Source organism: Streptomyces sp. NPDC016845, assembly GCF_044332585.1.
Taxonomy (GTDB): Bacteria; Actinomycetota; Actinomycetes; order Streptomycetales; family Streptomycetaceae; genus Streptomyces.
Genome location: NZ_JBIRPI010000004.1, coordinates 396,196 through 421,838, shown reverse-complemented (window position 1 = coordinate 421,838; position 25,643 = coordinate 396,196). Strand labels below are relative to the sequence as shown.

The window sequence follows — 25,643 nt, the reverse complement described above, 5'->3', positions numbered from 1 at the left end:
ACACCGAGAGAAGAAGGAGAAACCCATGCAGAAGGACGTCATCCACAACGACCCGCTGGCCGAGGACGAGACGAACCGCAAGCCGAGCGTCGGCATCACGGTCACCGTCCCGTTCCGCAACGCCGAGGACGGCGACGACACCGTCGAGGACTGATCCTCACCGGTCGGCCCCGGGGCGGCCCGGGGGCCGACCGGCCCGCACCGCCGCCCGCCCGCACCACGTCAGGAGAGAAGCGCCCATGCGCGTACTGCTGGTCAACATGCCCTGGTCGCCCATCGACCTGCCGTCCCTCGCCCTCGGCATCCTCAAACGCAGCGTGGACGAGCGCGTGCCCGGAGCCACCGCCGAGGTCCTGCACGCCAACCTCATGTTCACCGACTGGATCACCGAGCGCACCGAGTTCACCGGCGACGACTACGAGTACTACGCACTCTCCTCCTACTTCATGGGCTGCGGCGACTGGGTCTTCTCCTCCGCCCTGTACGACGACCCGGCCTGGCGCGAGGACGAGTTCGTCGCGACGATGACCGGCAAGCTCAAGTCCGCGCGTATGAAGATGACCCGTGAACTGCACCGCATAGCACCGGAGTTCGTGGAGGACATCGCCCGGCAGATCGTGGCGGCGCAGCCGGACGTCGTCGGGTTCACCTCCACCTTCCAGCAGAACACCGCCGCGCTCGCCGCCGCGCGCCGCGTCAAGGAACTCGCCCCGCACATCGTGACCGTCATGGGCGGCGCCAACTGCGACGGCGAACAGGGCGCCACCGTGCACCGCAACTTCCCCTTCGTCGACCACGTCGTACGGGGCGAGGGCGAGGCCGCCTTCCCCGAACTCCTCACCGCGCTCGCCGCCCGCAACCCGCTGGACGGCATCCCCGGCCTGTGCCACCGCGACGCGAGCGGCGCGAGTGTCGCCAACCCGATGGCCACCCGTCCGCTGCCGCCCGCCGCGATCCTGCCGCCCGACTACAGCGGCTACTTCGAACGGCTCGCCGCGTCCGTCGCACGCAACTGGGTCGAGCCGAAACTCGTCGTCGAGGGGGCGCGCGGCTGCTGGTGGGGCGAGAAACACCACTGCACCTTCTGCGGGCTCAACGGCTCGTTCATGGAGTTCCGCTCCAAGAGCCCCGACACCTTCTACGAGGAGATAATGGAGCTGGCGCGCAGACACCGGGTCCTCGACATGTATGTCGTCGACAACATCCTCGACATGCGCTACCTCACCACCGTGCTGCCCCGGATCATCGAGAGCGGCTACGACCTGCGCCTGCACATCGAGATCAAGGCCAACATGAAGCGCGGCCAGCTGCGCACACTCGCCGACGCCGGACTCATCTACGTACAACCCGGCATCGAGAGCCTCAACAGCCGTGTCCTCGACCTGATGGACAAGGGCGTCAGCGGCTGCCAGAACGTACGGATGCTGCGCGACGGCGCCGAGACGGGGCTCTCCGTCGCCTGGAACTACCTGCACGGCTTCCCCGGCGAGAGCGCCGAGGACTACGACCCGGTCATCGCCCAGATACCCGCCCTGGAGCATCTGGACCCGCCGGTCGACCTGTCCGCGCGAATCGCCATCGAGCGGTTCAGCCCCTACTTCGAACGCCCCGAGCTGGGCTTCACCGGTCTGCGCCCCGAGGCCCACTACCGCTTCACCTACGACCTGCCCGAGGAAGAGCTCTACGGCATGGCGTACGTCTTCGAGGCGCCCGCGCGCGGCATCGGTGAACCCACTGTGAGCGCGCTGAACGACGCCCTCGCCGACTGGAAGAAGCACCACACCGACGCCCGTCTCACCCATGACGACCACGGTGACCGCATCGTCCTGGTCAGCCGTCGCCGCACCTTCGACTGGCGCGTCATGGAGCTGACCGACCCCTTCGAACTCGCCCTCTTCCGCCTCCTCGACCAGCCGCACAGCGTGCAGGCCCTCACCCGCAAGGCCGCGGCGCGCGTCCCCGACGCGGCTCGCGACGAGGACGGTGTCCAGCGGCTCCTCGACACCTGGCTCGCCCTCGGCATCGTCTTCGCCGACGCGGGACAGTACGTCCACATCGCCCCGGCCGCCGTCAACGAGGACCTGCTGCGCCTGGACTTCATGCGGCACATCCACACAGAGCATGAGACACCTGACGGTGCCGCCGTTCCCGAGCCGGCCTGACTCCGCCACGCCACGCCCCGCCCCGCTTCGAAGGAGCACGATGACCGCCACCCTCACCGCGCCGACGCTCCTGGCCTGGCGCGACTACGACTCCGCCGCGTGCGAGCTGCCCGGCATGTCCCTCGGCGAGGTCCCGCTGCCCGGTCCCGCGCGTGGCCAGGCCGAACGCCTGTGGGAGCTGGGCGCGCGCCGCGTGCGGCTGCCCTCGCCGGTCGATCTCGGCACCGGTACGGACCCGGCGGCCGCCGTGTACGGACTCTCCCTCGTCCGGGACCTGACCGCGCGGGCGGTCATGGTCGAGTGGGAGCTGCGCCTCGACGCGGGCGAAGGCGAGACCTGGCGCCGCCTCAGCCACCTCCAGCCGCCCGCCGCTCTGCACGGCCCCGCCGACGCCGAGAAGTCGCTGCGCTCGTGGCGGCGCGGTCACTACCTGTGCAAGTGCCTGTGGCGCAAAGGCCCCGGGTTCCTGCAGATCCGCGACCGTCGCTGGGGGGAGCTGCGCCGCTTCACCGCCGACGAACCCGAGTACGACATCGCCGTCGGCCTGCTCGACCACGGCGCCCTCGCCGACACCGTCGACCCGGCCGCCCTGGCCGACTTCCGCTCCGAGCAACTCGTCCTCGACGTGGGCCCGTACGCGTGGTGGCTGCCGTACCGTGTCAGCCGGTGGCTGCAGCAGTCGATCGCCATTTGAGGAAGCGGGGGCTCGATCATGGCCGAGGCGGAAGCCCTGGCCGGCGGGATGGAAGGAGGGCGGTGCGAGTCGTCCGCCATGGCTGTCCTCCCTCCTCCGTACGCCCCATCGAGCCCCATCGAGATGTCAGTGCACAGTAGTCACCGGGCGCGGACGAGCGGGGTGTCGACCAGGTGCTCCGCGAGGAACCATGCCTGGCGTTCGCCGGTTCTGATGATCTGGGAGACCAGGACGTCGTTGGTGCCGTCGTCGCCGAGTTCCGCGGTGCGTGCGGCGGCGTCATGGGCGTCGATCAGGATGGTCTCGTGGGCCTCGAGGAGGCGGGACAGCATCGCGGGGACTTCCTCCACGCCGTCCGGGGGCCGCGGGATCGAGGTGATCTCGGCGACGTGGCGGGCGTCGCCGATCGCGACGCCGCCCAGGGACTGCACGCGCTCGGCGAGGGTGTCGACGAGTTCGAGCTGTTCCCCGGCGTGCTTGTCCAGGACGATGTGCAGCTGGTAGAAGGTCGCGCCGCGCATCAGCCAGTGGTGCTTCTTGTAGAGGCCGTGCAGAATCTGCGTGTCCGCGAGGACTTTGTTGAGGCGCTGGCAGGCGTACATCCGGGCCTCGTAGGACAGGCCGACGGGGAACTGCTTGACGGTGCCGAACTCCTGGATCACCTCGCCCTTCTGGTGCAGCCACGGCTGACTGCCGTGCGTGGGCTCGGAGTTGCTGGTCATGGTCGGTCTCCTGTCGTGCTGTGCCGCGCTCTGTCGCGCGGTGCTACGACGGTGACGTTAGGCGGGGGCAGAAGGGGTGACTTGCCGGTGAGCGCATGCGTATGTGTCTGCCAGTGCACTCGGCGCGTGTGTGTGCGCTGTCAGGTCACACGTCGTGCGCTGACGGGCAAGTCGCCCCCGGCCTCCCCTTCTAGCTTTTCGGTATCGCCGCCGGAGTGTCCGGTGTGTGCGAGTGAAGTGCTGAGGAGTTCTCATGTCGGATGTTGTCGAGCCGGTCGCTCCGGTCACCCCCGTCGTTCCGGTCCTCGAGCCGGCGGCGGCCGCGTTCGCGGAGGCGACGGCCCGTCCTCCGTACCTGTTCGAGCTGGCGCCCGCCGAGGGGCGCAAGGCGGTCGACGAGGTGCAGTCGGGGCCGGTCGAGCTGTTGGAGGTGGACGAGGAGTGGGTGACCGTCCAGGGCGGCCCCACCGGCAGCGTCCGGGCGCGCGTCGTGCGGCCCGCCGGTGTCTCCGGCACGCTTCCGGTGATCCTCTACATCCACGGCGCGGGCTGGGTGTTCGGCAACGCGCACACCCACGACCGCCTGGTGCGCGAACTCGCCGTGGGCGTGGGCGCGGCCGTGGTCTTCCCCGAGTACGACCTCTCGCCCGAGGCCCGCTACCCCGTGGCGATCGAGCAGAACTACGCGGTGGCCCGCTGGGTCGTCACCGAAGGCGCCTCGCACCACCTCGACGGGCAGCGCCTCGCGGTCGCCGGTGACTCGGTCGGCGGCAACATGACCGCCGCCCTGACGCTGATGGCCAAGGAGCGCGGCGACGTCCCCCTGCTCGGCCAGGTGCTGTTCTACCCGGTCACCGACGCGAGCTTCGACACCGGCTCCTACCACCAGTTCGCGGAGGGCTACTTCCTGCGCCGCGACGGCATGCAGTGGTTCTGGGACCAGTACACGACCGACGAGAGCGAGCGCGCGCAGATCACCGCGTCGCCGCTGCGGGCCACCACCGAGCAGCTCGCCGGGCTGCCGCCGGCCCTGGTCATCACGGGCGAGGCCGACGTGCTGCGGGACGAGGGCGAGGCGTACGCGAACAAGCTGCGCCAGGCCGGGGTGCCGGTCACCGCGGTCCGCTTCCAGGGCGTCATCCACGACTTCGTGATGCTGAACGCGCTGCGGGACACGCACGCCGCCGAGGCCGCCATCACCATGGCCGTCCGCACCCTGCGCACCACCCTCGACGCGCGCTGACGCGCCGCCCTGCGCTCGCACCCTCGACCTCCCACGCTCTCCCAGGAGACATCCGCATCATGGCCACTGAAGCCACCCCCACCGTCGTCCTCGTGCACGGCGCCTTCGCCGACGCCGCCGGCTGGTCCGGCGTCATCACCGAACTGCAGAGCCAGGGCGTCGCCGTCGTCGCCCCGCCCAACCCGCTGCGCGGTCTGGCTTCGGACGCCGCGTACATCGCCTCCGTCGCCGCCCAGATCGACGGCCCCGTCGTCCTCGTGGGCCACTCCTACGGCGGCGCGCTGATCACGGTCGCCGGTACCGCGGAGAACGTCGTCGGCCTCGTCTACGTCGCCGCCTACGTCCTCGAAGAGGGCGAGAGCCTCGGCGAGCTGCAGGGGCGCTTCCCGCTCTCACCGCTGGTCAGCAACTTGAAGGAGGCGACGTACCCGGTCGACGGCGCCGCCCCCGCGACCGAGGTGACCATCACCGCCGACGCGTTCCCGGCGATCTTCGCGGCGGACGTTCCCGCCGACGTCACCAAGGTCCTCGCGGTGGCCCAGCGTCCGCTGGCCGCCGCCGCGTTCGAGGAGAAGGCCACCGCCGCCGCCTGGCACACCAAGCCCGCCTGGGCCCTGGTCGCCGGTGCTGACCAGGCCATCAACCCCGAGGTCGAGCGGTTCGGCGCCGAGCGCGCCGGGGCCACCGTCGTCGAGCTGGAGGGTGCCTCGCACGCCGTCGCCGTCTCCCGCCCCAAGGACGTCGCGGGCCTCATCCTCGACGCCGTCCGCGCCACCGGCTGACGTACGGGCCCGGCCGTGCGGCCGGGCCCCGCTCACCGTGCCGGGGCGGTGCGCAGGCTGCGCCACTCCCGCGGGGAGACGCCGTAGGCGCCGCGGAAGACCCGGCTGAAGTGGGCCGGGTTGACGAACCCCCAGCGCTGCGCCACGGACGCGACCGAGGGCAGGTCGCGTCCGCCGAGGGCCAGTTCGCGGGCGCACTCCTCGAGGCGGCGGCGCTGGACGAGCCGGCCGACGGTGACGTCCTCGCCCTCGAAGAGCCGGTGCAGGTAGCGCACGGAGATGTGGTGCGCCTTGGCGATGTCCTCGGGGGACAGCGCGGGATCGGCCAGATGCCGGTCGATGTGGTCACGGATGCGCGTCACCAGGTGGGCGCGTCCGGTGTCCGCCCCGGACCGGTCGTCCCTGATGACCTCGGCCACCAGGACCGCGAAGAGGTCCACGACGCTGGAGGCCAGCCGGGTCGCGACGGCGGGGGAGTAGGCGCCGGCGGAGTCGGTCAGCGTCGTCAGGAAGGGGCGCAGGACCGCACCGCAGCCGTCACCGGTGCCGAGCGCGGTGGCCGTGACGCGGCGCAGGTCCTCGTCGGGGAGGGCCAGCGCGCGGCGGGGCACGTGGACGAGCCGGGCCGCGAACGGTTCGGGGTGGTCCATGAAGAAGGGGCGGGCGGTGTCGTACACGAAGAGGCCGCCCCGGCCCACGTCGGCGCGTCGGCCGTCCTGGGTCAGGACGGTCCGGCCCGTCAGCTGGACGCCGATCACCACGAACCGGTCGGTGGAGCGGGCGATGTGCTGGGCTCTGTGACTGACCTGGTGCGGGTCCGCCTCCACGGTGCGTATCCGCAGGTAACCGACCTGGGCGGTGACGAAGCGTCCGGTGACCGGAGTGTCACCGCCGTCCCGTGTGATGGCCGTGGGTATGTCGACCGTGGCCGTCACGGTGCGCCAGTGGTCCGGCCGGCCGCTCTCGGACACCGCGTCAGTGGTCAGCACCGGAGTCATCCGGCTCTCCTCTCCATGCACACCCCTGGCGAAGAGCTCGGGTCCGCGGCGCACATGGATCGGGCCGGGAGTCGGTGCCTGGTCCTGCGCGGATGCCCGGACGGCAGCGTCGTCGCCCGGTTTCTCCGCCATGTCCAGACAATCAGGACGCGGAGGCGGGCTCCAGGCAGAAAGCAGGCAGAAAGTGCGCGGCGGCTACCGTGCCCGCTCCGTCCCGGCCAGGTGGTGCCGCGCGTCGGTGAGCGCCTGTGGCGCCGCGTCGGGGCCGAGCGCGAGACAGCGCGTGAACGCTTCGCGTGCCTCTTCCGGCCGGCCTGCGGAGAGCAGCAGCAGCCCGAGACGGACGAGTTCGCTGCTCTCCTGTGTGAAGTTGCCCGCGTCGTGCCAGAGGTCCGCCGCGATCCGGCGCTCCGCGACCGCCTCGTCCCACTTCTCCAGCTGGGCCAGGCCGTGCGCCATGCCGGAGTGCAGCCCGGCCCGCACGAAGTCCCCGATGTGGGAGGCGATGCGTGCGCCCGCCCGGTCCAGGAAGGCGAGCGTGGACCGGAAGGACTCAAGGGCGGCCTCGGCACGCTGGGCCTCCGCCAGGGTGAGGGCGTGCCCGTGCCGCGCGTTGAGGCTGCCGTGCAGGTCGTCGTCGGCCTCGAAGAGGAGGATGGACCGCTCCATGTGGTCGACGGACGACGCGTACTCCTCCATCTTGCGCAACGCCCAGGAGCTGTAGAAGTGCGCCCACGCCTCCTGGACGGTGTCGCCCGCGCTCTCGGCGGCGGCCAGCGCCTCGGTCGACCGGGCGAGGCTCTCGCGGAAGCGGCCCTCGCACAGCAGCAGGGCCCAGGCGTGGTAGTTGAGCTGCGTCGCTTCGAGGAGCGGGTCGTCCAGGGCGCGGGCGGCGCGTACGGCGGTGTCGAAGACCTCGGGCCAGTGCCCCCAGAAGATCCACTGGTCGGAGAACCAGTGCAGCGCCTCGGCCACCTCCACGACCCGGGCGTGCTCACCGTCCGCGGCGACCGCACGCAGCGCCGCCAGCCAGTTGTCCCCCTCGGTCTTCAGCCACTGCATCGCCTTGTCGGCGGAGGACAGGTCGACCGGCCCCCGCCAGTCGGCGGGCGGCGCGCCGTGGCCGGGTTCGAACCAGCGGCCCGCCACCACGGTCGTCTCCAGGAGCCAGTGGCGCAGGTCGGTGCGGGCCTGTTCGATGTCCGCCGGGTTCTCCTCGGCCGTCAGCCGCGTCCGGGCGAAGAGGCACACCAGGTCGTGCAGGCGGTAGCGGTCCTGGTCACCGCCGAGCAGCCCGGCCTCGACCAGTTCTTCCAGGGTGTCCTCGGCGTCGTACAGGCGCTGGCCGGTGAGGCGGGCGGCGGCGGGGGCGCCGGTGTCCGGCCCGGGGACGAGGGAGAGGCGCCGGAAGAGGCGGGCGGCCGTGGGGGTGAGCTGGCGGTAGGAGAGGTCGAAGGCGGCGGAGACGCGCAGGTCACCGGCGGCGAGCACGTCCAGGCGCCGCTCGTCGAGGGCGAGGCGGTCGGCGAGGCGGCGCAGGGACCAGCCGGTGCGGGTGGCCAGCCAGTTCCCCGCCACCCGCAGCGCCAGCGGCAGATGGCCGCAGCGGTACGCGACCTCGGCGAGCGCCACCGGATCGGCCTCGGCGCGCTCCGCCCCGACCAGGGTGGTCAGGAACGCGGCGGCCTCCTCGGGGCTCAGTACGCCCAGCGGGAGCCGGTGCACGCTCTCGAGACCCGTGAGCATGCGCCGGCTGGTCACGAGGGCCATTCCGGCACCGGCGCCCGGGAGGAGCGGGCGCACCTGGGCCTCGTCGCGGGCGTTGTCGAGGACCAGGAGCGTCCGGCGGTCGGCCAGCATCTGCCGGTACAGGGCGGGATGCCCTTGCGGTCCGGCCTTCGCCAGGTCCCGGTCGGGCACCTGGAACGCCTTGAGCACAGTGAGCATCAGCTCGGCGGGCGCGGGCGGCTCGTCGTCCAGGCCGCGCAGGTCGAGGACGAGCTGCCCGTCCGGGAAGCGGTCCGCGAGCGTGCGGGCGGCATGCAGCGCGAGCGTGGTCTTGCCGGTGCCGGGCGGCCCGGAGACGGCGACCGTCACGGGAGTGCCGACCGTCACGGGGCCGCCGACCGTCACGGGAGCACCGACCGTCGCGGGGCCGCCGACCGGTCCCGACGGCGTCGCGAGTGCGACGAGTTCCGCGATCTCGCGCTCACGGCCCACGAAGTCGTCGATGCCACGGGGGAAGCTCCGCACCCCGGAGGGGCTGTAGCCACCACCGCGTCCGCTGCGCGCGACGGCGAGGAGGCGTTCCCGCTCCGCATCGGCAAGGCCGAGCCCGTCCGCGAGAGCGGCCACCGTGCGCCGCTGCGGAGCGGCCCGCCGCCCCCGTTCCAGGTCCCCGATGCCGCGCACGCTGACGCCCGACGCCTCCGCGAGACCCTCGATGGTCAACGACGCCGCGAGCCGCAGCTCCCGCAGCGCGGCCCCGAACGCCCCGCGCTCCCCGCTCACCCACCCGCTCCTTCTCGTAGATTCTCGTAGATCTTATGAGAATGCCGAGGTCGGGGGCGCCCCGCACCGGTTCAGGGGCCGACACGACCGCCGGTCTCGCGACAAAGACATGGACAGCGGTCGCGGTGACCGTGGACGCTTCGCGCGATGACCAGAATCGATGACACCCCGCCCGCGTGGGACGAACGCACGCAGCTCACCACGTTCCTCGACTACGCGCGGGACACCGCTCGCGCCAAGTGCGAAGGCGTCTCCGCCGAGAACGCACGCAAAGCGCTCCTGCCCGGCTCGCCGCTGATGACCATGTGCGGAGTGATCAACCATCTCCGCTGGGTCGAGCACTACTGGTTCCAGGTGGTCTTCCTGGGTGAGGAGGACCGGGGCCCCTGGACCGACGAGGACCCCGACCGGGAGATGCGGATCGCCGTCGACTTCCCGCTCGCACAGTTGCTCGGCGAGTACGCGGAACACAGCGCGCGCCACCGGGAACTGGTGGCCGCGACCAGCCTGGACGAGCGGGCCGAGCGAGCCGTCCGCGACGGGCTCCACGTCGACCTGCGCTGGATCCTGCTGCACCTGACCGAGGAGACGGCCCGCCACAACGGCCACCTCGACATCCTGCGCGAACTGCTCGACGGCACGACCGGCGACTGAGACTCCCACGCGCAGGGGGCGCCAGGGCAGCCCTAGGCCCGGGGAGCGTCGCTCTCTCGTTCAGCGGACTCGACGACGCCGACCGCGATGCCCGTCGCGCGGCGGGCCGCTCCCATGGGTGTGTGCTCCAGTTCGGCCGCCGTGTCGGTGCCGTTGGCGACCGCCGCGGACTCGGCGGCGGCCCAGCTGAACACCCCGCGCGCCATGGTGGACGTCTCGCGTGCGGCGCGGTCGCGGTAGACATCGGCACGGACCCCGGCGATCCGCCGGTCCTCGGGGGCGGCGAGCGCGGCCGCCTCGGCCAGGTGCGAGGCCAGGCGCAGCTCGCCCTGCCCCGCCAGCTCGGCCGCGCGTTCGGCCAGTCGCCCCGCTCCTCCCGCGAGCCGGGCGAACTCGGCGGCGACCGCCGCGTCCGGCGCGGGCTTCAGGTGGGACGGGTTCTGGTCGTACCAGCCGCCCCACAGCCGCCACAGATTCCGGACGACGAACTCCGGCTCGTCGTAGGCGGGACGCAGATACGGCCGCGACAGCAGCTCCGCGGGCACCTCGACCCGCTGCAGGACGCTGTCCAGGTTGTGGCCGGCGTTCATCAGCTCCCTGGTCTGCTCGCACAGGGTCTCCAGGAGCCGCGCCGTCTCGTCCAGCGCGCGACGGATCCGGTCCCGCCCGACGATCGGCACCCCGTGACCGGGCAGCAGCAGCTCCGCGTCGAGCTCCCGCATCCGGCGCAGCGCCCGCGCCCACTCCTGCGGATAGCGCTGGACCTTCTGCGGGTTGCCCGCGTTCGGCGCGTTCCAGATGAACAGGTCACCGGTGCACAGCGTCTTCAGCTCGGGCACCCACACATAGGTGTGGTCGTCGGTCTCCCCGCGCGCGTGGCGCAGTTCGAAGGTCAGGTCGCCGTGGCGCAGGGTCAGCTCGTCGCGGTAGGTGCGGTCGGGGTAGCGGTAGGTGGTGGGCCAGGTCAGCTCGGGGACGCCGAACTGGCGCCGGTTGATCCAGGCGTTGTAGCCGGACGTGTGCCGGTAGCGGTCGAAGCGCGCGGCGATGGCCTCGTGCGCGACGACGTGGGGCCGGGGCCGCTCTGAGGCGTCGGCCGCCCGGTCGAAGGGGGTGACACCGAAGACGTGGTCCACGTGTCCGTGGGTGAAGACCACGGTGGACACCGGCGCGGACGAGTACGCGGTGACGGCCCGGTGCAGGGAGGCGGCGGTGCGCCGGTCACCGGAGTCGACCATGACGAGGCCGTCCCCGGTGTCGAACACCGCCACGTTGGCGAACGCCGGGAAGAAGCCGACGCGCTCGGTGAGGGGCAGCAGGCGGTCGCGCGTCCACCTGCCCGACAGGTGGGCGGCGAGGGTGTCCTGTTCCCGCCATACGCGGTCGATGTAGGAGAGGTAACCGGCTGCTTCGTCGTCGGCGTGGTGATCGGCCATCGGCGTGGACCTTTCGGGGTGCGAACGGGCGGAGGCTCACGGCGAGTCTCGGACGGACGCGCTGCCCGGGTACGCGGGGCTGCCCCGCGACATGAAGGACCTGGAGATGGCCGCGACGGTGCGGTTCGGGGCGCGCCGCTTCCTCCGCGACTCCGACGGCCCGCAAGGAACGAACCTGTTCCTGGAACGCGCGGCCCAGCGCGCGCGGGAAGGCATGCCCCTCGACCTGCTGATCGCCGCCCACGCCAAGGCGACCCACGTGCTGTGGGAGATGCTGCGCGAGGAGGCGCGGGCGGAGGAGAGCGAGGAGCTCGCGGAACTCGTCGACCGTTTGCTGCGCTCCCAGCACGCCGTCCTCGGCTCGGTCGTACGCACCTACCAGGCCGAGTCCGCGGCCCCCGCGATGGCCCGGCGCGAGCGGGAACGGGCCTTGGTCCGCGACCTGTTGCACGGCGGCGCACCGGGGCGTCAGGCGTGTGCCGAACTCGGTTTGAAGGCGGACGTGTCGGTCCTCGCCCTGAGTTGGGAGGGCGAGGACCGCGACGGGTCAGCCGACGAGGGGGCGCTCGTCCGCGACCTGCGCAGCGAGGCGCGGCTGCGGCGCGTCCTGGAGCGGCTGCTGTCCTTTGCCCCGTGCCCGGTGCTCGTCGACGGGTCCACCGCGCGGGCTCTGGTCGCGCACGGTCAAGAGCCCGCACCGGACCTCGCCGGGCGGTTGAGCCAGGAGTACGCCATGCCCGTACGCGTCGCCGTGGTGCGGGCCGAGGAGCCGGAGGCGGTGCCCGAGGCGGCACACACGGCGGGCGAGGTCCTGCGCCTCGCCCGCCTCAGCGGATGCCCGCCCGGTGTGCACCGACTCGCCGACGTCCTTCTGGAGTTCCAGCTGACGCGGCCGGGCCAGGGCGGCCGGGCGGTGGCCGCACTCCTCCAACCTCTGCGCGCACGACCGGAGTTGATCGAGACGCTCCGCGTCCATCTCGCCCAGGGCCGGGACCGCAGGGCGACGGCGGCGGCCCTGACCCTGCACCCCAACACCGTCGACAACAGGCTCGCCCGCGTCACCAGGCTGACCGGTATCGACCTCGGCACACCGCACGGGGCCGCGCTGGCCGTGGGGGCGCTGCTCCTGCACGACACAGGGAGGGGGTAGGCGGCTCTCTCACGCCCCGGCACCGTCTCGGCCCACCCGGGATCGCTCTCCCGCCGTACCGGGGCGCAGCATCGGCCGCGGTGCCGACACCACCACCGACAGGGCCGCCACGACCAGCGCTCCGCCTGCGAGGGGCTCGGCCGACGTCCACAGCGCCCCGGGCAGGAGCACACGCTCGCACAGGTGCCGGGCGACCGACTTCCCGGTGGCCGTCCGCGCCCCCGCCACCACCACCCCGGCCGTCACCGCCGCCCCCAGCAGCAGCACCCAGAACACCGGGGGAGCGGGCCGGCCAAGGACCAGGGGTGTCGACACGGCCGCCAGGTACGACGTCGCCGCCAGCGCGCCCAGCACCCGTACCGACGTCCGTACCCCGCGCCGCACCGGCAGGGTCCGGCTGCCCGCGCGGCGGTCCTGGTCCACGTCGTGGATCGCCAGCAGTACGTTGCTGAACGTGCCCTGCAGGCCCAGTGCCAGCGCGGGCAGCAGCAGCGCGAGCTGCGGCCAGGCGGAGCTGAAGCACGCTCCGGCCAGCAGGGGGCACGTCCAGCCCGCGAACCCCGAGGCGGCGTCGCCCCACAGCCCTCGGCCCTTGAGCCCGGCCCCGTACGCGGCGTAGGAGACACCGGCGAGCACCACGAACACCAACGAGTGCCACGCGACGACGGCGTCGAGCACCAGCGTGCCGGAGGTCAGCAGGGCCGCGGCCCACTTCGCGGCGCTCGCGGTCAGCCGCCCCGACGGGATCGGCCGGTACGGCTTGTCCACGACGTCGTCGGCCCGGGTCAGGTAGTCCGCCGCGTACAGCGCGCCCGCACAGCCCGACAACCCGGAGACCATCGCGAGCACCACATCGCGGACCTGCGGGACCGGCGCCGCCAGCGTGGCGCCGAGGCCGCCGACGAGGGCCACGACCACGAGGTCGTACAGCCGCAGCGTCTCCGCGTGCGCACGCACCCGCTCCCAGCGGCCCACCATCCGGCCCGCACCTGTCCCCGTACACCCGAATCCGTTCATCGGCCTGTCAACGATCACGCCCCTGCGGTGTCACCACCGGCGCCTACCAGCGCACCCGCAGCTCCCTCAGGCTGCGCATGAGGCTGGGCCGCCACTTGGGGGTGCCGTCCCCGTCGAAGGCCAGGCGGGGGAAGCGGTCCAGCAGGAGGCGCAGGGCCAGGGTCGCTTCCAGACGGGCCAGCGGGGCGCCGAGGCAGTGGTGCAGGCCGTGCCCGAAGGCGAGATGGGCGCGGGTCGTGGCCGGGTCGCGGCGGATGTCGAAGAGTTCGGGGGCCGGGAAACGCGCCGGGTCGCGGTTGGCGGCGGCGATGGACAGGACGACCCGCGCACCGGCCGGTATGCGCACGTCTGCGAGTTCTACCGGTTCGGCGGAGTAGCGGTAGGTGCCCGCCGGAGCCGGGGACTCGAAGCGCAGGGTCTCCTCGACGGCGCCTTCGATGAGATCCGGGTCGGCGCGCAGGGCGGCGAGCTGTTCGGGGTGGCCGAGCAGCAGTTGTACGGAGTTGGAGATGAGGTTGACGGTGGTCTCGTGCCCCGCGACCAGCAACAGGAAGGCCATGCCGAGCAGCTCCTCGGGCGCCAGCCGGTCCGCACTGCCGCTGTCGCCGTCGTGGGTGCGAACCAGCGCGTGCAGCAGATCGCTTTCCGCCGCGTCCCGCTGCCGACGCTTCTCCTCGGCGAGTCCGGCGAGGTAGACGGCCATCTCCTGTGACGCCTTGGCGGACCGCTCGGGGTCGTCGAGGGCGACGACCTGCGTGGACCACGTCCGGAAGGCGCCGCGGTCCGCGTCCGGCACGCCGAGCAGCTCGCAGATGATGGTGAGCGGCAGCGGATACGCGTACGCGGCCACGAGATCGGTCCGGCCGTCGGCGGCCACGGCGTCCAGGAGCGTACCGGCCGCCTCCTGGACGCGCGGGCCCAGCGCCCGCACGCGGCGGGCGGTGAACTCGCGGGCCACCAGGGTTCGCAGCCGGGTGTGGTCGGGCGGGTCGACCTGGAGCATGTTGCGGCCCACGGCGTACAGCCCGTCGTCCTCGAAGTCGGCGGAGTGCCGCACATCGTTGCGCAGCCGGGGGTCGGCGAACGCGGCGCGTACTTCCGCGTGCCCCACCACCAGCCACGACTCGTCCCCGGTGGGGTAGCGCACGTGGTGGACGGGGCCGCGTGCCCGCAGTGCCGTGAACGCGGAGTAGGGGTCGGTGGCGAAGTCGTCGGTCAGGTCGGTGAGTTGAACGGTGGGGGGCTGCTGCGTACGCATGGCGACTCCCGGGCGGCGGAGGAACAGAAGTGGGGAGAGGTCCCCGTTTGCCTGTCGGGAGTGACCGTAACATGAAGCGGGGAGTGTTCCCCGTTTGGCCTCTGTCCCGAGGCCCATGACGACACCGCCCTCACGCATGGCGGTGGTACACCTTGTTGGCGATGCGCCAACCGCCCTCCACGCGCACCAGCAGAAACACATCGGTGAACGTGTCCGCGCCGTGGGCGAGCGTCATGGTCGCGGACGCGACGGTGCCGTGGACGTCGACGGAGTCGACGCGGCGGGAACGGGCCGACTCGTCCGGGGCCGGACGGCCGGAGAAGAGAGCGGTGTAGTCGTCCAGCGCCCAGGAGACGAAGGCGCCGTCCCGGACGCCCTCGATGTGGGCCGTCGGCAGGAACGCGTCGCGGAAGTGGGCCGGATCGCCGGTGGCGTGGCCGCGGATGTAGGCGTGGAGCGGTGCGAGCACGGTGTCTTCGGCGGCGGAGGCCGTGGTGGCGGTCATGCGCGTCACACTGGCGCACACGTAGGTGTGCGACAAGCGCAGATGTCGCACACCTCACCTTTCCTGCCCGCGTATCTGTCGGCCCCGCCGTCTCGCCCCCGCGTGGACGCTCGCGCACGTTCCTGTGCCGCAGCGCAGTCCGGCCGTGCTGTGCCGCAGCACAGCCCCACCGCCTCTTCGCTGTGCGTACGCCTCCGGAACACCTCCGTCCCCTGTACGCACCGGCGGACGGGCTGGTGCCATGCCCCGCATGTCTTGCGCAACGCGATCAACTCCGCCCCCGTGTACCCAAGTTCACCGTGTCGGACCCCGCGCGCGGGAGCGCCGGTCGTGAGCGGGGGCGACGGGCAGTCGTTCGCCCTCGTGGTGTTTCTCGGTTTCGTCGCCGTGTCGTTGCTGCTGTGCGGACTCGCGGCGGCGGACGTGGACGACCCCGAGCACTTCTACGCGGGCGGCAGCGCGGCCTTCGGACCGGTCGGCGGCGGGCTCGCCATCGCCGGGGACTACATCTCCGCGGCCACCCTGCTGAGCACCACGGGCGCGGTCGCCCTCGACGGCGCCGACGGCATGCTCTTCGCCGCCGCCACCGTCCTCTCGCTCTTCCTGCTCATGCGGATCCTGGGCGAACCCCTGCGCAGGACCGGGGTCTTCACGCTGGGGGACTTCCTCACCGACCGGCTCGGTGACCCGTCCGCACGCCGAGCGCTCGGCATCGCGGGGCTCGTCGTCCTCGCCCCGCTGCTCCTGGTGCAGCTCACCACCGTCGGCCGCATCATGACCGCGATGTTCGGCCTGCCCGAAGGCGCACTCACCTGGTGTACGGTCACCGGCGGCGCCCTCATGATCTGCTACGCGGCGGTCGGCGGGATGCGCGGCGTCGGCTACGTGCAGATCCTCAAGGTGGGTGTGGCCCTGACCGCCCTGCCGCTGCTCGCCGGGATCGTCCTCGCCCGGTTCGGATGGTCACCGCTAAGCCTGTTCGACGCGGCCCGAGACCGATCGGGAGCGGGCGCCGACTACGCGCTGCCGGGCCTGCACTTCGGTCACTCCCTGGCCGGCCGCCTCGACCTCATCGGCTTCGAGGCCACCCTGCTCATCGGCGCCGCCTGCCTGCCGCACGTCACCATGCGCCTGCATCCGCTCCGGGACGCCCGCACCGCCCGCCGCGCGGTCGGCTGGGCGGTCGGACCGGTCGCGCTGGTGTGCGCCGGGGTGGTGGTGGCCGGGCTCGGCGCCTGCGCGCTGATCGGCCGGGACGCCATCCGGGCCGCGGACCCCGGCGGAGCGACCGCCCTGCTCATGGTGGTGGGCGCGCTCGATCCCGTCGAGGGCGGAGCGCGGCACAGCATGCTCTTCGCGATCGTCGCGTGCGCCGTCTTCGCGACCACCCTCGCGGCCGTCGCCGGAATCACGCTCGCCGCCGCCTCCAGCATCGCCCGCGACTTCCGGGAACGGCCCGCGCGGGGGACGGGTGACCGGTCGGCGGCGCGGGAGATCCGGCAGGCGCGCGTGGGCATCGTCATCGTGGGCGCCGTCGCCGTCCTGCTCGCGGCCCTTCTCGCGGACCGCGGCACGATGACCCTGATCGCGCTGTCGTTCACGGTGGCGGCGTCGGTCCTCGCACCGGTCCTGCTGTACGCGCTGTTCCTGCCGGGTTTCTCCGCCACAGGTGTGCGCTGGACCGTGTACGGGACCCTGCCGCTCGTCATGGTGCTGCTGACCGGCTCCCCGGCCATGACCGGCTCGCCCGTCGCGGTCTTTCCCGGTCACGACATCCACTGGTTCCCGTTGCAGACACCGGGGCTCATCACGATCCCGGCCGGTTTCCTGCTGGGACTCGTCGGCCGCACACGTGTGAGCGCGGCGCGGCAACGTGTCCGTACCCCCTATGACGAGGTGCGTACGGGCGGCTGACCCGAACGTGTGCCTGCGTACCGGCTCCTCGGCCGCGTCAGCACCAGATGTCCGCGCAGCGTGTCGCTCGTGTAGGCCGTACGGAACGCGCCCCGGCGCTGAAGTGCCGGGACCAGCCTCCGGGCGACCGCCCTCAGGTCGTGCGGCAGGACGGCCGGGCGCAGGCGGAAGCCGTCGAGCCCGGCGGAGCGCCGGTCCAGGAGGAGGTCGGCGAGTTCGTCGGGGGTGCCCGCGAATATCTCGGCGTCGGAGGTGAGCGGCGTGCCCGCGAGGTCACCGAGGCGGGCCAGGCGGCGCGCCGCCTCGCCGGGTGTGTCGTCGAGGAGGACCTGTTCGAGGCCCTCGGCGACACGTGGGGGACAGCTGCCGCGCTCGGCCTGCGGGCCCGGCTCGCGCTCGACCGGGGTGACCTCGCGGGCATCGGCCGCGACGGGCATCACAGCGCCCGGCTCTTCCGCGAACTGGGCGACCGATGGGGCGAGTTGCAGACCGTGCCGCCCCTCGCCACGCTCGCCGAGATCAAGGGTGCGTACGAGGAGACCGAACGGTTGCAGCAGGACGGGCTGCGCATCGCCCGCGACCTGGGCCTCCTGGCCGAGGTGTCCGCCCGCCTGTCCGGGCTCGGCCGGCTCGCCCTGCTGGATCGCGACTGGGACCGCGCCCGCACCCTGCACCAGCAGGCCCGCCGGATCGCCGCCGAGCAGGGGTACGCGTACGCCGAGATCCACGCCGAGATGGGCCTGGCCCTCGGTACGCGGCGTTCGGGCGACCTCGCCGCGGCGGAACACCACCTGGCGCGGCTGCGCGACGGGTTGGCCCAGGCGTCGTCGCCCGCGGGCGAGCACCTGCGCCTGGCCGAACTCGGCTTCCTCGCCGAGCTGCGGTCCCGCCCCGACGAGGCGCTCGCCCTCCACCTGCGGGGTCTCGCCGTCGCCCGCGCCCTCGCGGAGCCCCGCGCCCTCGCCCTGTCCCTTGAGGGTCTCGCGGGCGCTCTGTCGTCTCGTGCCCCCGTCGCCGCGGCAGCGCTCCTCGGCGCGGCGGAGGGTGAACGCCTCGGCGTCGAGGCCCCGTTGCCGCCCGCCGAGCGCGGGGGACGCGGACCGGATCGCCGCGGTGCTGCGAGCGGCCCTGGGGGCGGTGGAGTTCCGGCGCGCGTTCGAGCGCGGCGCCCGGGAGGTGGCGAGCGCACGCTTGACCGGCTGGACGAACAGCTCGCTCCGGCCTGAGGCAGCCCGCCGGATCATTGGTCACAGCCCGGGTTGTGACACGTGCGTGGCGGCGCCATGACCGGGTCGTTGCAGTCTCGTTCAATCCAATCGGCGTGCGGTGACCGGCAGTTGACGCCTGACTAACTTCGCCACATATCGATCACCACGGCCGTCGCCCCCTTCGAGATCGTCCGGACCGGACCGCGCTTCCTCTGGGACAACCGCGCCACCTGGTACTACGCCATCGACGACTACGGCGACGGGGCGCGCGTCCCTGAACGCTCCCGGGTGGGGGCCGCGCCGCCCGGCGCACCCTGCTCGTCTGCCTGGCTCGCGCAGCGAGCCGCAACGAGCCGCAGCGGGCCTTGCCAACGTTCGGGCCCGAACCGGGCTGGCGCCGCCGCCTGTTGCTCTGCACTCCGCCCTGCGGACGTCGACCCCTTACCTGCCGGGCACCGCGGTCGCGATGACCCGGTTCGGGGCGCGAGATCGAGTGTGGCCAGTTTTTGACCGAGTGCGAACAACTGTAAAGGTTCTGTTCCCGGACGGGGGAGAGTGCGTGATGATGCTGGTGACGCCGTAGGGACGGGCGTTGCCGTCGTCGCCGACCGCCGACGACGGGGTGCGCGAGCGCGCCGTCGGCGGTCCTCGGGTCCTTCCGGCCCGTCGTCGCGGCGCGCGCTCGATGAGGCTCGATGAAGGGGGAGGCACGTGGCTGCTGTGCCCGCGAGACCACTGACTTCTGGACCTGCCCGACCTGGACGGCTGTTCGCCGGACTGGGGCGACGCCTGACGTGGGGGCGACGACTCGCCCCCTTCGCCGCGGCCGGCGCCCTGACGCTTTCAGGGCTCGCGGCGCTGACGACGCCCGCCCACGCCGCCGAAGGCCCGTCGGCGTACGTGGCCAACTTCCACGGCGACGCCCTCACGGTGATCGACACCGGCACGAACGAGGCGGTCCGCAGCATCGGCGTCGGTAACAGCCCGGTCGGCGTGGCGGTCGACCCGGCCCGGACGCGCGCCTACGTCACCAACTTCGACGACAAGACCGTCTCGGTGATCGACACGAGGACCGACGCCGTCACCGCCACCGTCCCGGTCGGCGGCAACCCCCTCAGCGTCGCGTTCGCCCCGTCCGGAGCCCGCGCATACGTGGCCAACAGCGGCGACGAGACGGTGTCCGTCATCGACACCTCGATGAACGCGGTCACCGCGACCGTCCCCGTCGGAGGCTCCCCGAACGGTGTGGCGGTGACCCCGTCCGGAGCCACCGCATACGTGTCCAACAACGGCACGAACACGGTCTCGGTCATCGACACCTCGACCAACACGGTGACCGCCACGGTCGCTGTCGGCGACGCCCCCTCGGGGGTGGCGGTCAGCCCCTCCGGGGACGTCGCCTACGTCGCCAACAACAGTGACGACGACTCCGTCTCCGTCATCGACACGGCGACCAACACGGTGACGACGGACATCGCGGTCGGTTCCGGCCCGCACGGCGTCTCGTTCGACTCCTCCGGCGCGCGGGCCTACGTCACCGACCGGGGCAGTGACGACGTGAAGGTCATCGACACGTCGACGCACTCCGTGATCGCGACCGTCCCGGTCGGCGCTGGCCCCGCCAAGGTCGAGGTCAACCCCGCCGGTACGGCCGCGTACGCCACCAACGTGGACGACGACACCGTCTCGGTGATCGACACCTCCACCAACACGGTCAGTACCACCATCACCGGCCTGGACGGTCCCTACGGCATCGCGTTCGTCCCCGAGCCGTCCTCGGCGTCGGCGGCGGACATCGACGTCAAGCTCACCGCTCAGCCTCGGCTCGGGCTCCTGGTGCCCTACTTGAGCTACACCCTCAGCGCCCGTAACACGGGCCCCGAAGCCGTGACCTCCGCGACCCTCACCGTGAAGCTCCCGCGAGGCACCTCCGCCACCGGCCTCGCCCTCGGCTGCACGGCCGCGGGCACCACGGTGACCTGTGCCTACGGAGCCATCGCCGACAACGCGAGCGCGCAGAAGACGTTCCGCGTCCCGCTGCACCTGCTCTCCCTCGGCCAGGTCAAGGTCACGGCCCAGCGCACCGCGTCCGCGCCGACCGACCCCAATGCGGCCAACGACAGCGCGTCGGCCTCCTGCACCGCCGTGTCCGTGGTCCTCGTCACCTGCTGACCTGACGCGGCGCCGGTCACCCTTCCAGCACCTGAGCGATCTCCCACACATTGCCCGCCGGGTCGGCGAACGCCGCGGTTCGCCGGCCCCACGGGCGGTCCACGGGACCGTTCAGCAGGCGTACGCCGTGCTCCGCGAGCTGCGCGCAGACGGCGTCGGCATCGTTCACCTCGATCGTGAACAGGGTGCGCGGACCGGCGTCCGCGTCACCGACGGAGGAAGGGGCGACGACTTCGGGGGCGTTGGCCGCGGCCAGCACGTTGATCATGAGGTTGTCGAGCGTGACGACGGCGGAGGCATCGTCCTCGTGGACCACCTTCAGGCCGAACACGTCGGTGTAGAAGGCCTTGGTGGCGGCCAAGTCCTCGGCGAACACGGTGATGACGGCGAGTCTGCTCAGTCCTTCGATCATGGCTGGCTCCTTACGGGGCGATGGGACCTGCGGACGACTTGTGACGACCCTACGGATCGGCACTGACAACGCCGTTCGCCGACCGACCGAATCGCCCCTCCTCTACTGACTCGGCCATGCCAGCCAGGTTCGAGGTCCTGCCCGGCGTCGTTCGACCGCCCGCTCCGAGACCGCAGCCGCACTGGTCGTGGCCCTGTCCGCACCGGCAGGGCGCGCCGAACCGACCACTTCGGCAGCGCCCACCGCCCATGCCACCATCACCGCTCCGGCCGACGACCACGCCGTCCACGTCGTCCACGTCGTCCACGTCGTCCACGCCGTCCACGTCGTCCAGCCTCGACCCGACGGCACCACTGCACCGCCGTCTACGAGCCCGCGCCCAGCGCGACCGCCGACGAACTGCGGGGTTCCGGTGTCTCGGGTGTATATCCATCGCGCGATGTCGATGATCCCCTGCAGTGCTTCGGGATGGCCGAGTTCGGCCGCCGCGTCCAGCCGGATGTGCCAGTAGTGCGAGGGAGGGGCTGTCGAGACCGGCCAGGAGCGCGTCAAGGCCCAGCTCCACCAGCCGCGCCCGCGACGGGCGCCGCCAGGGCGTCAGGGGCCTGTCGGCTGCGGCCATGCGGAACAAGCTGAGCGCTGAATCCCTGTCCACGCGGCCTCCTTGCGGTGAGGCGGTCACCATCTCATCACCCCCACCCGCATTGTCGCAGCGCTGTTATATTAGTGCTGTGACATCCAATGACCCCACCGCGCGACCCGACCCCTGGCACACCCTGCACGAGCTTCTGGCGGCCATGGACGCCGAGATCGAGCAGGTCTACGTCGAGCGCGGCATCGAGGGCGTTCGGCCCCGGTTCGCGTTTCCGCTCATCCGGCTCGCCCACACCGGGCCGCTGACCATCCGCGACCTCGCGAAATCCCTGAACCGCTCGCACTCCGCGATCAGCCAGACCGTCGCCGCCATGCGCAAGGAGGGTCTTGTCACCTCCGAGCCGGGGCCCGACGCCCGTACCCGGCGCATCGACCTGACCGAGCGCGGCCGCTCGCTGGTGCCGTTCCTCGAAGCGGAGTGGCGCGCCACCCACGCGACCGTCGCCGAACTGGACGACGAGACTCCGCACGCGATGACGGAGGTCGTCGAGGAGGTGCGGCGGGCGCTGGAGCGCCGGTCGATGCGGCAGCGGATCCTGCACCACCTCGTCGAGCCGCCGCGATGAGCGGCCGTGCCCGCGTGCACCTGCTCGACATCCGGCCGCTGCGCGGCAGCCGGCCGTTCCGCGACCTGTGGATCGGCACCACCGCCGCACAGCTCGGCGGCCAGGTGGCCGGCGTGGCGGTCCTCGCCCAAGTCTGGGAGCTGACCGGCAGCCCGGTGGGAACCGGCGCCATCGGCCTCGCCACCGGAGTGCCGATGGTGGTCTTCGGGCTCCTCGGCGGAACCTTGGCCGACACCTTCGACCGGCGCACGGTGGTACGGGCCACCACCGCGGGCCAACTCCTGTCCGCCGTGGGGCTGTGCGCCCAGGCACTCGCGGACAACCGCAGCGTGCTGCTCCTGCTCGCCCTGGTCGCCCTCGGAACGAGCTGCGGCGCCCTCGGCGCCCCCGCCCGCCGCACCTTCCCGGTCCGCCTGCTCCCCGGCGACCAGGTCGCGGCCGGCCTCGCCCTGACCAACGTCTCCTTCCAGGCGGCCATGCTGGCCGGACCCGCACTGGCGGGCCTTGTCATCGCCCAGTGGGGCTTCCCTGCCGCGTACACCGTCCAAGGCGTCGCCACCGCCGTCTCAATGCTCGCGGTGATCCGCCTGCCCGCCATGCGGCCCGACGGGGCGACGGAGGCGGCGCGCGGGAGGCGCCGGCCGGAGCGGGGCGGCTGGCGGATCGTCCTGCGCCGCCCGACGCTGTGGGGCTCGATGGCCACCGACCTGTCCGCGACGCTGCTCGCCATGCCCATCGCGCTCTTCCCACTCGTCAACGAGGACCGCTTCGGGGGCAACCCGCAGACGTTGGGCCTGTTCCTCTCGGCCATCGCCGTCGGAGGTATCACGGCCGGTCTGCTGTCCGGCACGGTGACGCGCTGGCGCCGCAGCGGCCTGGTACAACTGTCCGCCGCCGTGGTGTGGGGCCTGGCGCTGGCCTGTTTCGGCCTGGCGGGTCCCTTGTGGCTCGCGCTCGGCTGCCTGGCCGTGGCGGGCGCCGCCGACACCGTGTCCGTCGTGACGCGCAGCGCCCTGGTGCAGTTGGAGACACCGGACGCCTACCGGGGGCGGGTCTCCTCGGTGGAGCACGTCATCGGCGTCGCGGGCCCCGAACTCGGCAACTTCCGCGGTGGTCTGCTGGCCTCCGCCACCTCCGCCTCCTTCTCTCTCGTCCTCGGCGGACTGTCCGCGGTCGTCGCGGTCGCCGCTGTGGCCGTGGCCGCCGCGCCGCTGCGCGCCTACCGCACACCGGCCGAGGAGGAGCGGGCCGCCGTGTTCTCCGAGGCCGTACCTTCATGATCCGTCAGCGAGACGTGCCTCCGGGGCATATGTCTCGTTGTCCGGATATGGACAACATCATCAGCCGAGCACTCGGCGCCGCAGTCTTCGCCGGAACCGCCGCGCTCATGGCTGCCGGGCCCGCCGTCGCGGACGCCGCACCGTCAGAAGTCGCCCTCAACACCGGCAAGTCCGCGCTGCAGTCCCTCACCGACGCCAAGCCCATCGAGATGATCAAGAACGCGAAGGTGATGGAGGACTCGCTCAAGTTGCACTGACGCGCGACAGGGACACTCGTCGGACAGCGGTCACCGATGCGTGCGGTCTCGCGGTCGCCGTCCGGCGGGTGTCACAACTCGAGGGCCCCCTTCAGCAGCGTCGTCACCCCGCCCCCCAGCGCGAGTACCAACACCAGCGCTCGGGCCCGGCGGTCAGGGGTACGGTCCGCGAGGGCCCGGCCGATCAGCATCCCCGCCGTCATCGCGACGCCGACGCACACCCACTGCACGCCGCCGAGCCGCGGCACGCCGTTCGCCGCGACCGAGAAGACGTTGACGAAGAACCCGTAGAACTGGGCGTTGGGCACGAACTCCCGGACCGTCCACCCCGCGTTGAGGGCGTACAGGGAGACAGGAGGGCCGCCCACGCCCGCCGCCGCGTTCATGAAGCCGCCCACCGCGCCCGTGCCGACGGCTCCCGCCCGGCCCCTCAGCGCGGGGGCGCGCAGCCCGCGGACGATCAAGAGCACGGCTACCGTCACCAGGCTGCCCATGACGAGCAGCAGCACCGGTTCCGGCAGATGTCGTGTCGTCCACGCACCGAGCGGAACCGTGCACGCGGAGGCCACGGCGAGCGGCACCATCGCGGCCCACCGCACCTCACGCCAGCCGTGCGCCAGACCGATCGCGCAGATCACACCGGACGCGCAGTTCGCGAGGACCACCCCTTGGGTGGGGCCCAGGAGCAGGATCAGGGCGGGGACCGCCACCAGCGCGAAACCCATGCCGGTCAGCCACTGCACACATGAGCCGAGCAACACGATCGCCGTCAGCCAGAGCGCGCCGGTCGTCATCGTTCTCCGCCTCCCGCCCGCAGGCCCGCTCTCGGTACCGGCATGTCGCTCGCACGCAGCCGCCACCAGCCGAAGGGTTGACCGAGCCGGCCCACTTGGCCAGGTGGCGCAAGGTGTGGCCGACGTCTACGAGGTCGGTCCCGCGTACGAAGTGACGTCGGCGACCGTGGCGTTGCCGCCGCAGACCACCAGGCCCAGGCGGGTCTGCGTACCGGTCTTGGCGAGGACGCGCCGGGCCGCGGGAAGGAGGCAGGCGGCGGCGGGCTCGGTCCACACCTTGGCGTGTTCCGCCATCTCACGGACGGCGGCGAAGGCCTCCTCCTCCGGCACGATCAGCACCTCGTCGACAAGGTCGCGCACCATCTCGTACGTCAACGGGGACACGGTGGGCGCGCCGAGCGTGGTGATGCGCGAGTCCACGTCCACCGGCACCGGGCCGCCGTGGGCCAGCGCCTGCGTCATCGCGTCGGCACCGGTCGTCTCCACGCCCCACACGCGCACGTCCGGCCGCAGCGCCCGCAGCGCCGCCGCCACACCGGCGATGAGGCCGCCCCCGCCGATGGAGACGAGGACGTCCGTCAACGGTCCGGCGTCCGCGGCGAGTTCCAGGCCCACGGTGCCCTGCCCGGCGATCACCACCGGGTCGGCGAACGGATGCAGCAGCGTGAGCCCGTCGGCCTCGAGACGCTCCATGAGCGCGAACGCCTCCGCCATGGTGGGGGCCAAGCGCACCTCCGCACCGGCGGCCCGCGCGATCGCCACCGAGCGAGCCGGTGCGGTACGCGGCATGACCACGGTGGCCCGCACCCCCAGAGCGGCCGACATCTCGGCCACCGCGACCCCGTGATTGCCGCCCGACACCGCGACCACACCGGCCGCGCGCTGCTCGTCGGTGAGCGTCAGTAGCTTCGCGGCCGCGCCTCGCGCCTTGAACGAGCCGCTGCGCTGCAGAAGTTCGAGCTTGAGGGTGACCGGCACACCGAGCAGCGCGGTCAGCCCCGGGCTGGGCAGTGTGGGTGTGCGCACCACATGCTCGGCGATCAGCGCCGCGGTGGTCTCCAGCTCCTCAACACCGATCATGGTGTGCCCCCCAGGTGTGTCGTCCGTCATGCCGTATGCAGTGCCGTTGCACTGCACGATACGTGGCGAGCGCAGGGACGTTGCCCGGGGCGGCGCCGGAGGGTCCGAGGCCGGAGGGCCAGACGTGGGAACTGCCGCCGTCCACGGCCGGTTCGGCGGGCGGTGGTGAAGGTG

General features: G+C 72.4%; 21 protein-coding genes and 3 pseudogenes. 13 read left to right on the top strand and 11 right to left on the bottom strand.

Annotated features, from left to right (window positions below; genetic code table 11):
• Positions 1-25: 25 nt before the first annotated feature.
• The 3 genes from ACH4RC_RS15105 to ACH4RC_RS15095 all read left to right on the top strand — a co-directional run bounded on the left by ACH4RC_RS15105 (position 26) and on the right by ACH4RC_RS15095 (position 2,856).
• Positions 26-154 (top strand): hypothetical protein, encoded by a 129-nt coding sequence (locus ACH4RC_RS15105; RefSeq protein WP_256359348.1) that lies wholly within the window; start codon positions 26-28, stop codon positions 152-154.
• A gap of 85 nt (positions 155-239) precedes the next feature.
• Positions 240-2,162, top strand: a complete 1,923-nt coding sequence (locus ACH4RC_RS15100) for a RiPP maturation radical SAM C-methyltransferase (RefSeq protein ID WP_398200079.1) — start codon at positions 240-242, stop codon at positions 2,160-2,162.
• A 40-nt stretch (positions 2,163-2,202) separates the two neighbouring features.
• Positions 2,203-2,856: a DUF5825 family protein gene (locus ACH4RC_RS15095; RefSeq protein ID WP_398200076.1), complete on the top strand. Its 654-nt coding sequence runs from the start codon at positions 2,203-2,205 to the stop codon at positions 2,854-2,856.
• 140 nt (positions 2,857-2,996) lie between these two features.
• Here the strand turns inward: ACH4RC_RS15095 and ACH4RC_RS15090 are convergent, their stop codons facing one another.
• A complete protein-coding gene (locus tag ACH4RC_RS15090) occupies positions 2,997-3,578 on the bottom strand; it encodes a Dps family protein (protein WP_398200073.1) in 582 nt (193 codons plus the stop codon).
• Positions 3,579-3,831: 253 nt separating this feature from the next.
• Here ACH4RC_RS15090 and ACH4RC_RS15085 point away from each other — a divergent pair, with 253 nt between their 5' ends.
• Positions 3,832-4,821, top strand: coding sequence for an alpha/beta hydrolase (locus ACH4RC_RS15085; RefSeq protein WP_398200070.1), 990 nt, complete (start codon positions 3,832-3,834; stop codon positions 4,819-4,821).
• Between the two features lie 59 nt (positions 4,822-4,880).
• A complete protein-coding gene (locus ACH4RC_RS15080; protein ID WP_398200068.1) occupies positions 4,881-5,603 on the top strand; it encodes an alpha/beta fold hydrolase in 723 nt (240 codons plus the stop codon).
• Between the two features lie 32 nt (positions 5,604-5,635).
• Here ACH4RC_RS15080 and ACH4RC_RS15075 read toward each other — a convergent pair whose 3' ends face one another.
• Positions 5,636-6,601: a helix-turn-helix domain-containing protein gene (locus tag ACH4RC_RS15075; protein WP_398200065.1), complete on the bottom strand. Its 966-nt coding sequence runs from the start codon at positions 6,599-6,601 to the stop codon at positions 5,636-5,638.
• A 195-nt stretch (positions 6,602-6,796) separates the two neighbouring features.
• Positions 6,797-9,112, bottom strand: a complete 2,316-nt coding sequence (locus ACH4RC_RS15070) for an ATP-binding protein (protein ID WP_398200063.1) — start codon at positions 9,110-9,112, stop codon at positions 6,797-6,799.
• Positions 9,113-9,259: 147 nt separating this feature from the next.
• Between ACH4RC_RS15070 and ACH4RC_RS15065 the strand changes: the two genes are divergently transcribed.
• Entirely contained in the window at positions 9,260-9,766 is a 507-nt protein-coding gene (locus ACH4RC_RS15065) for a DinB family protein (RefSeq protein ID WP_398200060.1), read from the top strand.
• Positions 9,767-9,798: 32 nt separating this feature from the next.
• On the opposite strand, the gene ACH4RC_RS15060 is transcribed toward ACH4RC_RS15065, so the two are convergent.
• Positions 9,799-11,202: an alkyl sulfatase dimerization domain-containing protein gene (locus tag ACH4RC_RS15060; RefSeq protein WP_398200058.1), complete on the bottom strand. Its 1,404-nt coding sequence runs from the start codon at positions 11,200-11,202 to the stop codon at positions 9,799-9,801.
• A 4-nt stretch (positions 11,203-11,206) separates the two neighbouring features.
• Here ACH4RC_RS15060 and ACH4RC_RS15055 point away from each other — a divergent pair, with 4 nt between their 5' ends.
• Complete coding sequence (locus ACH4RC_RS15055; protein WP_398200055.1) at positions 11,207-12,352, top strand: PucR family transcriptional regulator; 1,146 nt, start codon at positions 11,207-11,209, stop codon at positions 12,350-12,352.
• 9 nt (positions 12,353-12,361) lie between these two features.
• Here the strand turns inward: ACH4RC_RS15055 and ACH4RC_RS15050 are convergent, their stop codons facing one another.
• The 3 genes and pseudogenes from ACH4RC_RS15050 to ACH4RC_RS15040 form a co-directional block, all read right to left on the bottom strand.
• A complete protein-coding gene (locus tag ACH4RC_RS15050) occupies positions 12,362-13,330 on the bottom strand; it encodes a UbiA family prenyltransferase (protein ID WP_398200053.1) in 969 nt (322 codons plus the stop codon).
• Positions 13,331-13,412: 82 nt separating this feature from the next.
• Positions 13,413-14,627, bottom strand: a complete 1,215-nt coding sequence (locus tag ACH4RC_RS15045; protein WP_398200051.1) for a cytochrome P450 — start codon at positions 14,625-14,627, stop codon at positions 13,413-13,415.
• A 130-nt stretch (positions 14,628-14,757) separates the two neighbouring features.
• Positions 14,758-15,105: pseudogene (locus ACH4RC_RS15040) on the bottom strand (nuclear transport factor 2 family protein); the annotation flags it as partial.
• 357 nt (positions 15,106-15,462) lie between these two features.
• Here ACH4RC_RS15040 and ACH4RC_RS15035 point away from each other — a divergent pair.
• Positions 15,463-17,046 carry a cation acetate symporter gene (locus ACH4RC_RS15035; RefSeq protein ID WP_398200048.1) on the top strand — a complete coding sequence of 528 codons (1,584 nt, stop codon included), beginning with the start codon at positions 15,463-15,465 and terminating at the stop codon, positions 17,044-17,046.
• On the opposite strand, the pseudogene ACH4RC_RS15030 reads toward ACH4RC_RS15035, so the two are convergent.
• Positions 17,019-17,378: pseudogene (locus ACH4RC_RS15030) on the bottom strand (FMNH2-dependent monooxygenase); the annotation flags it as partial. The gene ACH4RC_RS15035 and the pseudogene ACH4RC_RS15030 sit on opposite strands and share 28 nt — an antisense overlap.
• Here ACH4RC_RS15030 and ACH4RC_RS15025 point away from each other — a divergent pair.
• Together ACH4RC_RS15025 and ACH4RC_RS15020 are read left to right on the top strand one after the other, a co-directional pair.
• Positions 17,376-18,333: pseudogene (locus ACH4RC_RS15025) on the top strand (AfsR/SARP family transcriptional regulator); the annotation flags it as partial. The pseudogenes ACH4RC_RS15030 and ACH4RC_RS15025 sit on opposite strands and share 3 nt — an antisense overlap.
• Before the next feature lie 632 nt (positions 18,334-18,965).
• Positions 18,966-20,426 carry a beta-propeller fold lactonase family protein gene (locus ACH4RC_RS15020; protein ID WP_398200045.1) on the top strand — a complete coding sequence of 487 codons (1,461 nt, stop codon included), beginning with the start codon at positions 18,966-18,968 and terminating at the stop codon, positions 20,424-20,426.
• A gap of 16 nt (positions 20,427-20,442) precedes the next feature.
• Here the strand turns inward: ACH4RC_RS15020 and ACH4RC_RS15015 are convergent, their stop codons facing one another.
• Positions 20,443-20,838 (bottom strand): VOC family protein, encoded by a 396-nt coding sequence (locus ACH4RC_RS15015; RefSeq protein ID WP_398200043.1) that lies wholly within the window; start codon positions 20,836-20,838, stop codon positions 20,443-20,445.
• Positions 20,839-21,569: 731 nt separating this feature from the next.
• Between ACH4RC_RS15015 and ACH4RC_RS15010 the strand changes: the two genes are divergently transcribed.
• From ACH4RC_RS15010 to ACH4RC_RS15000, 3 genes are read left to right on the top strand one after another with little or no spacing between them, the layout of a single operon-like run.
• Complete coding sequence (locus tag ACH4RC_RS15010) at positions 21,570-22,058, top strand: MarR family winged helix-turn-helix transcriptional regulator (RefSeq protein WP_398200041.1); 489 nt, start codon at positions 21,570-21,572, stop codon at positions 22,056-22,058.
• Positions 22,055-23,338: an MFS transporter gene (locus tag ACH4RC_RS15005; RefSeq protein ID WP_398200039.1), complete on the top strand. Its 1,284-nt coding sequence runs from the start codon at positions 22,055-22,057 to the stop codon at positions 23,336-23,338. The genes ACH4RC_RS15010 and ACH4RC_RS15005 overlap by 4 nt, the downstream gene beginning before the upstream one ends.
• 47 nt (positions 23,339-23,385) lie before the next feature.
• The gene (locus ACH4RC_RS15000) at positions 23,386-23,595 is read left to right on the top strand and encodes a hypothetical protein (protein ID WP_398200036.1); all 210 of its coding nucleotides are present in this window, start codon (positions 23,386-23,388) and stop codon (positions 23,593-23,595) included.
• A 71-nt stretch (positions 23,596-23,666) separates the two neighbouring features.
• Here the strand turns inward: ACH4RC_RS15000 and ACH4RC_RS14995 are convergent, their stop codons facing one another.
• Positions 23,667-24,389 carry a sulfite exporter TauE/SafE family protein gene (locus ACH4RC_RS14995; protein WP_398200034.1) on the bottom strand — a complete coding sequence of 241 codons (723 nt, stop codon included), beginning with the start codon at positions 24,387-24,389 and terminating at the stop codon, positions 23,667-23,669.
• Positions 24,390-24,515: 126 nt separating this feature from the next.
• The gene (locus tag ACH4RC_RS14990; protein WP_398200031.1) at positions 24,516-25,469 is read right to left on the bottom strand and encodes a threonine/serine dehydratase; all 954 of its coding nucleotides are present in this window, start codon (positions 25,467-25,469) and stop codon (positions 24,516-24,518) included.
• Positions 25,470-25,643: the final 174 nt, after the last annotated feature.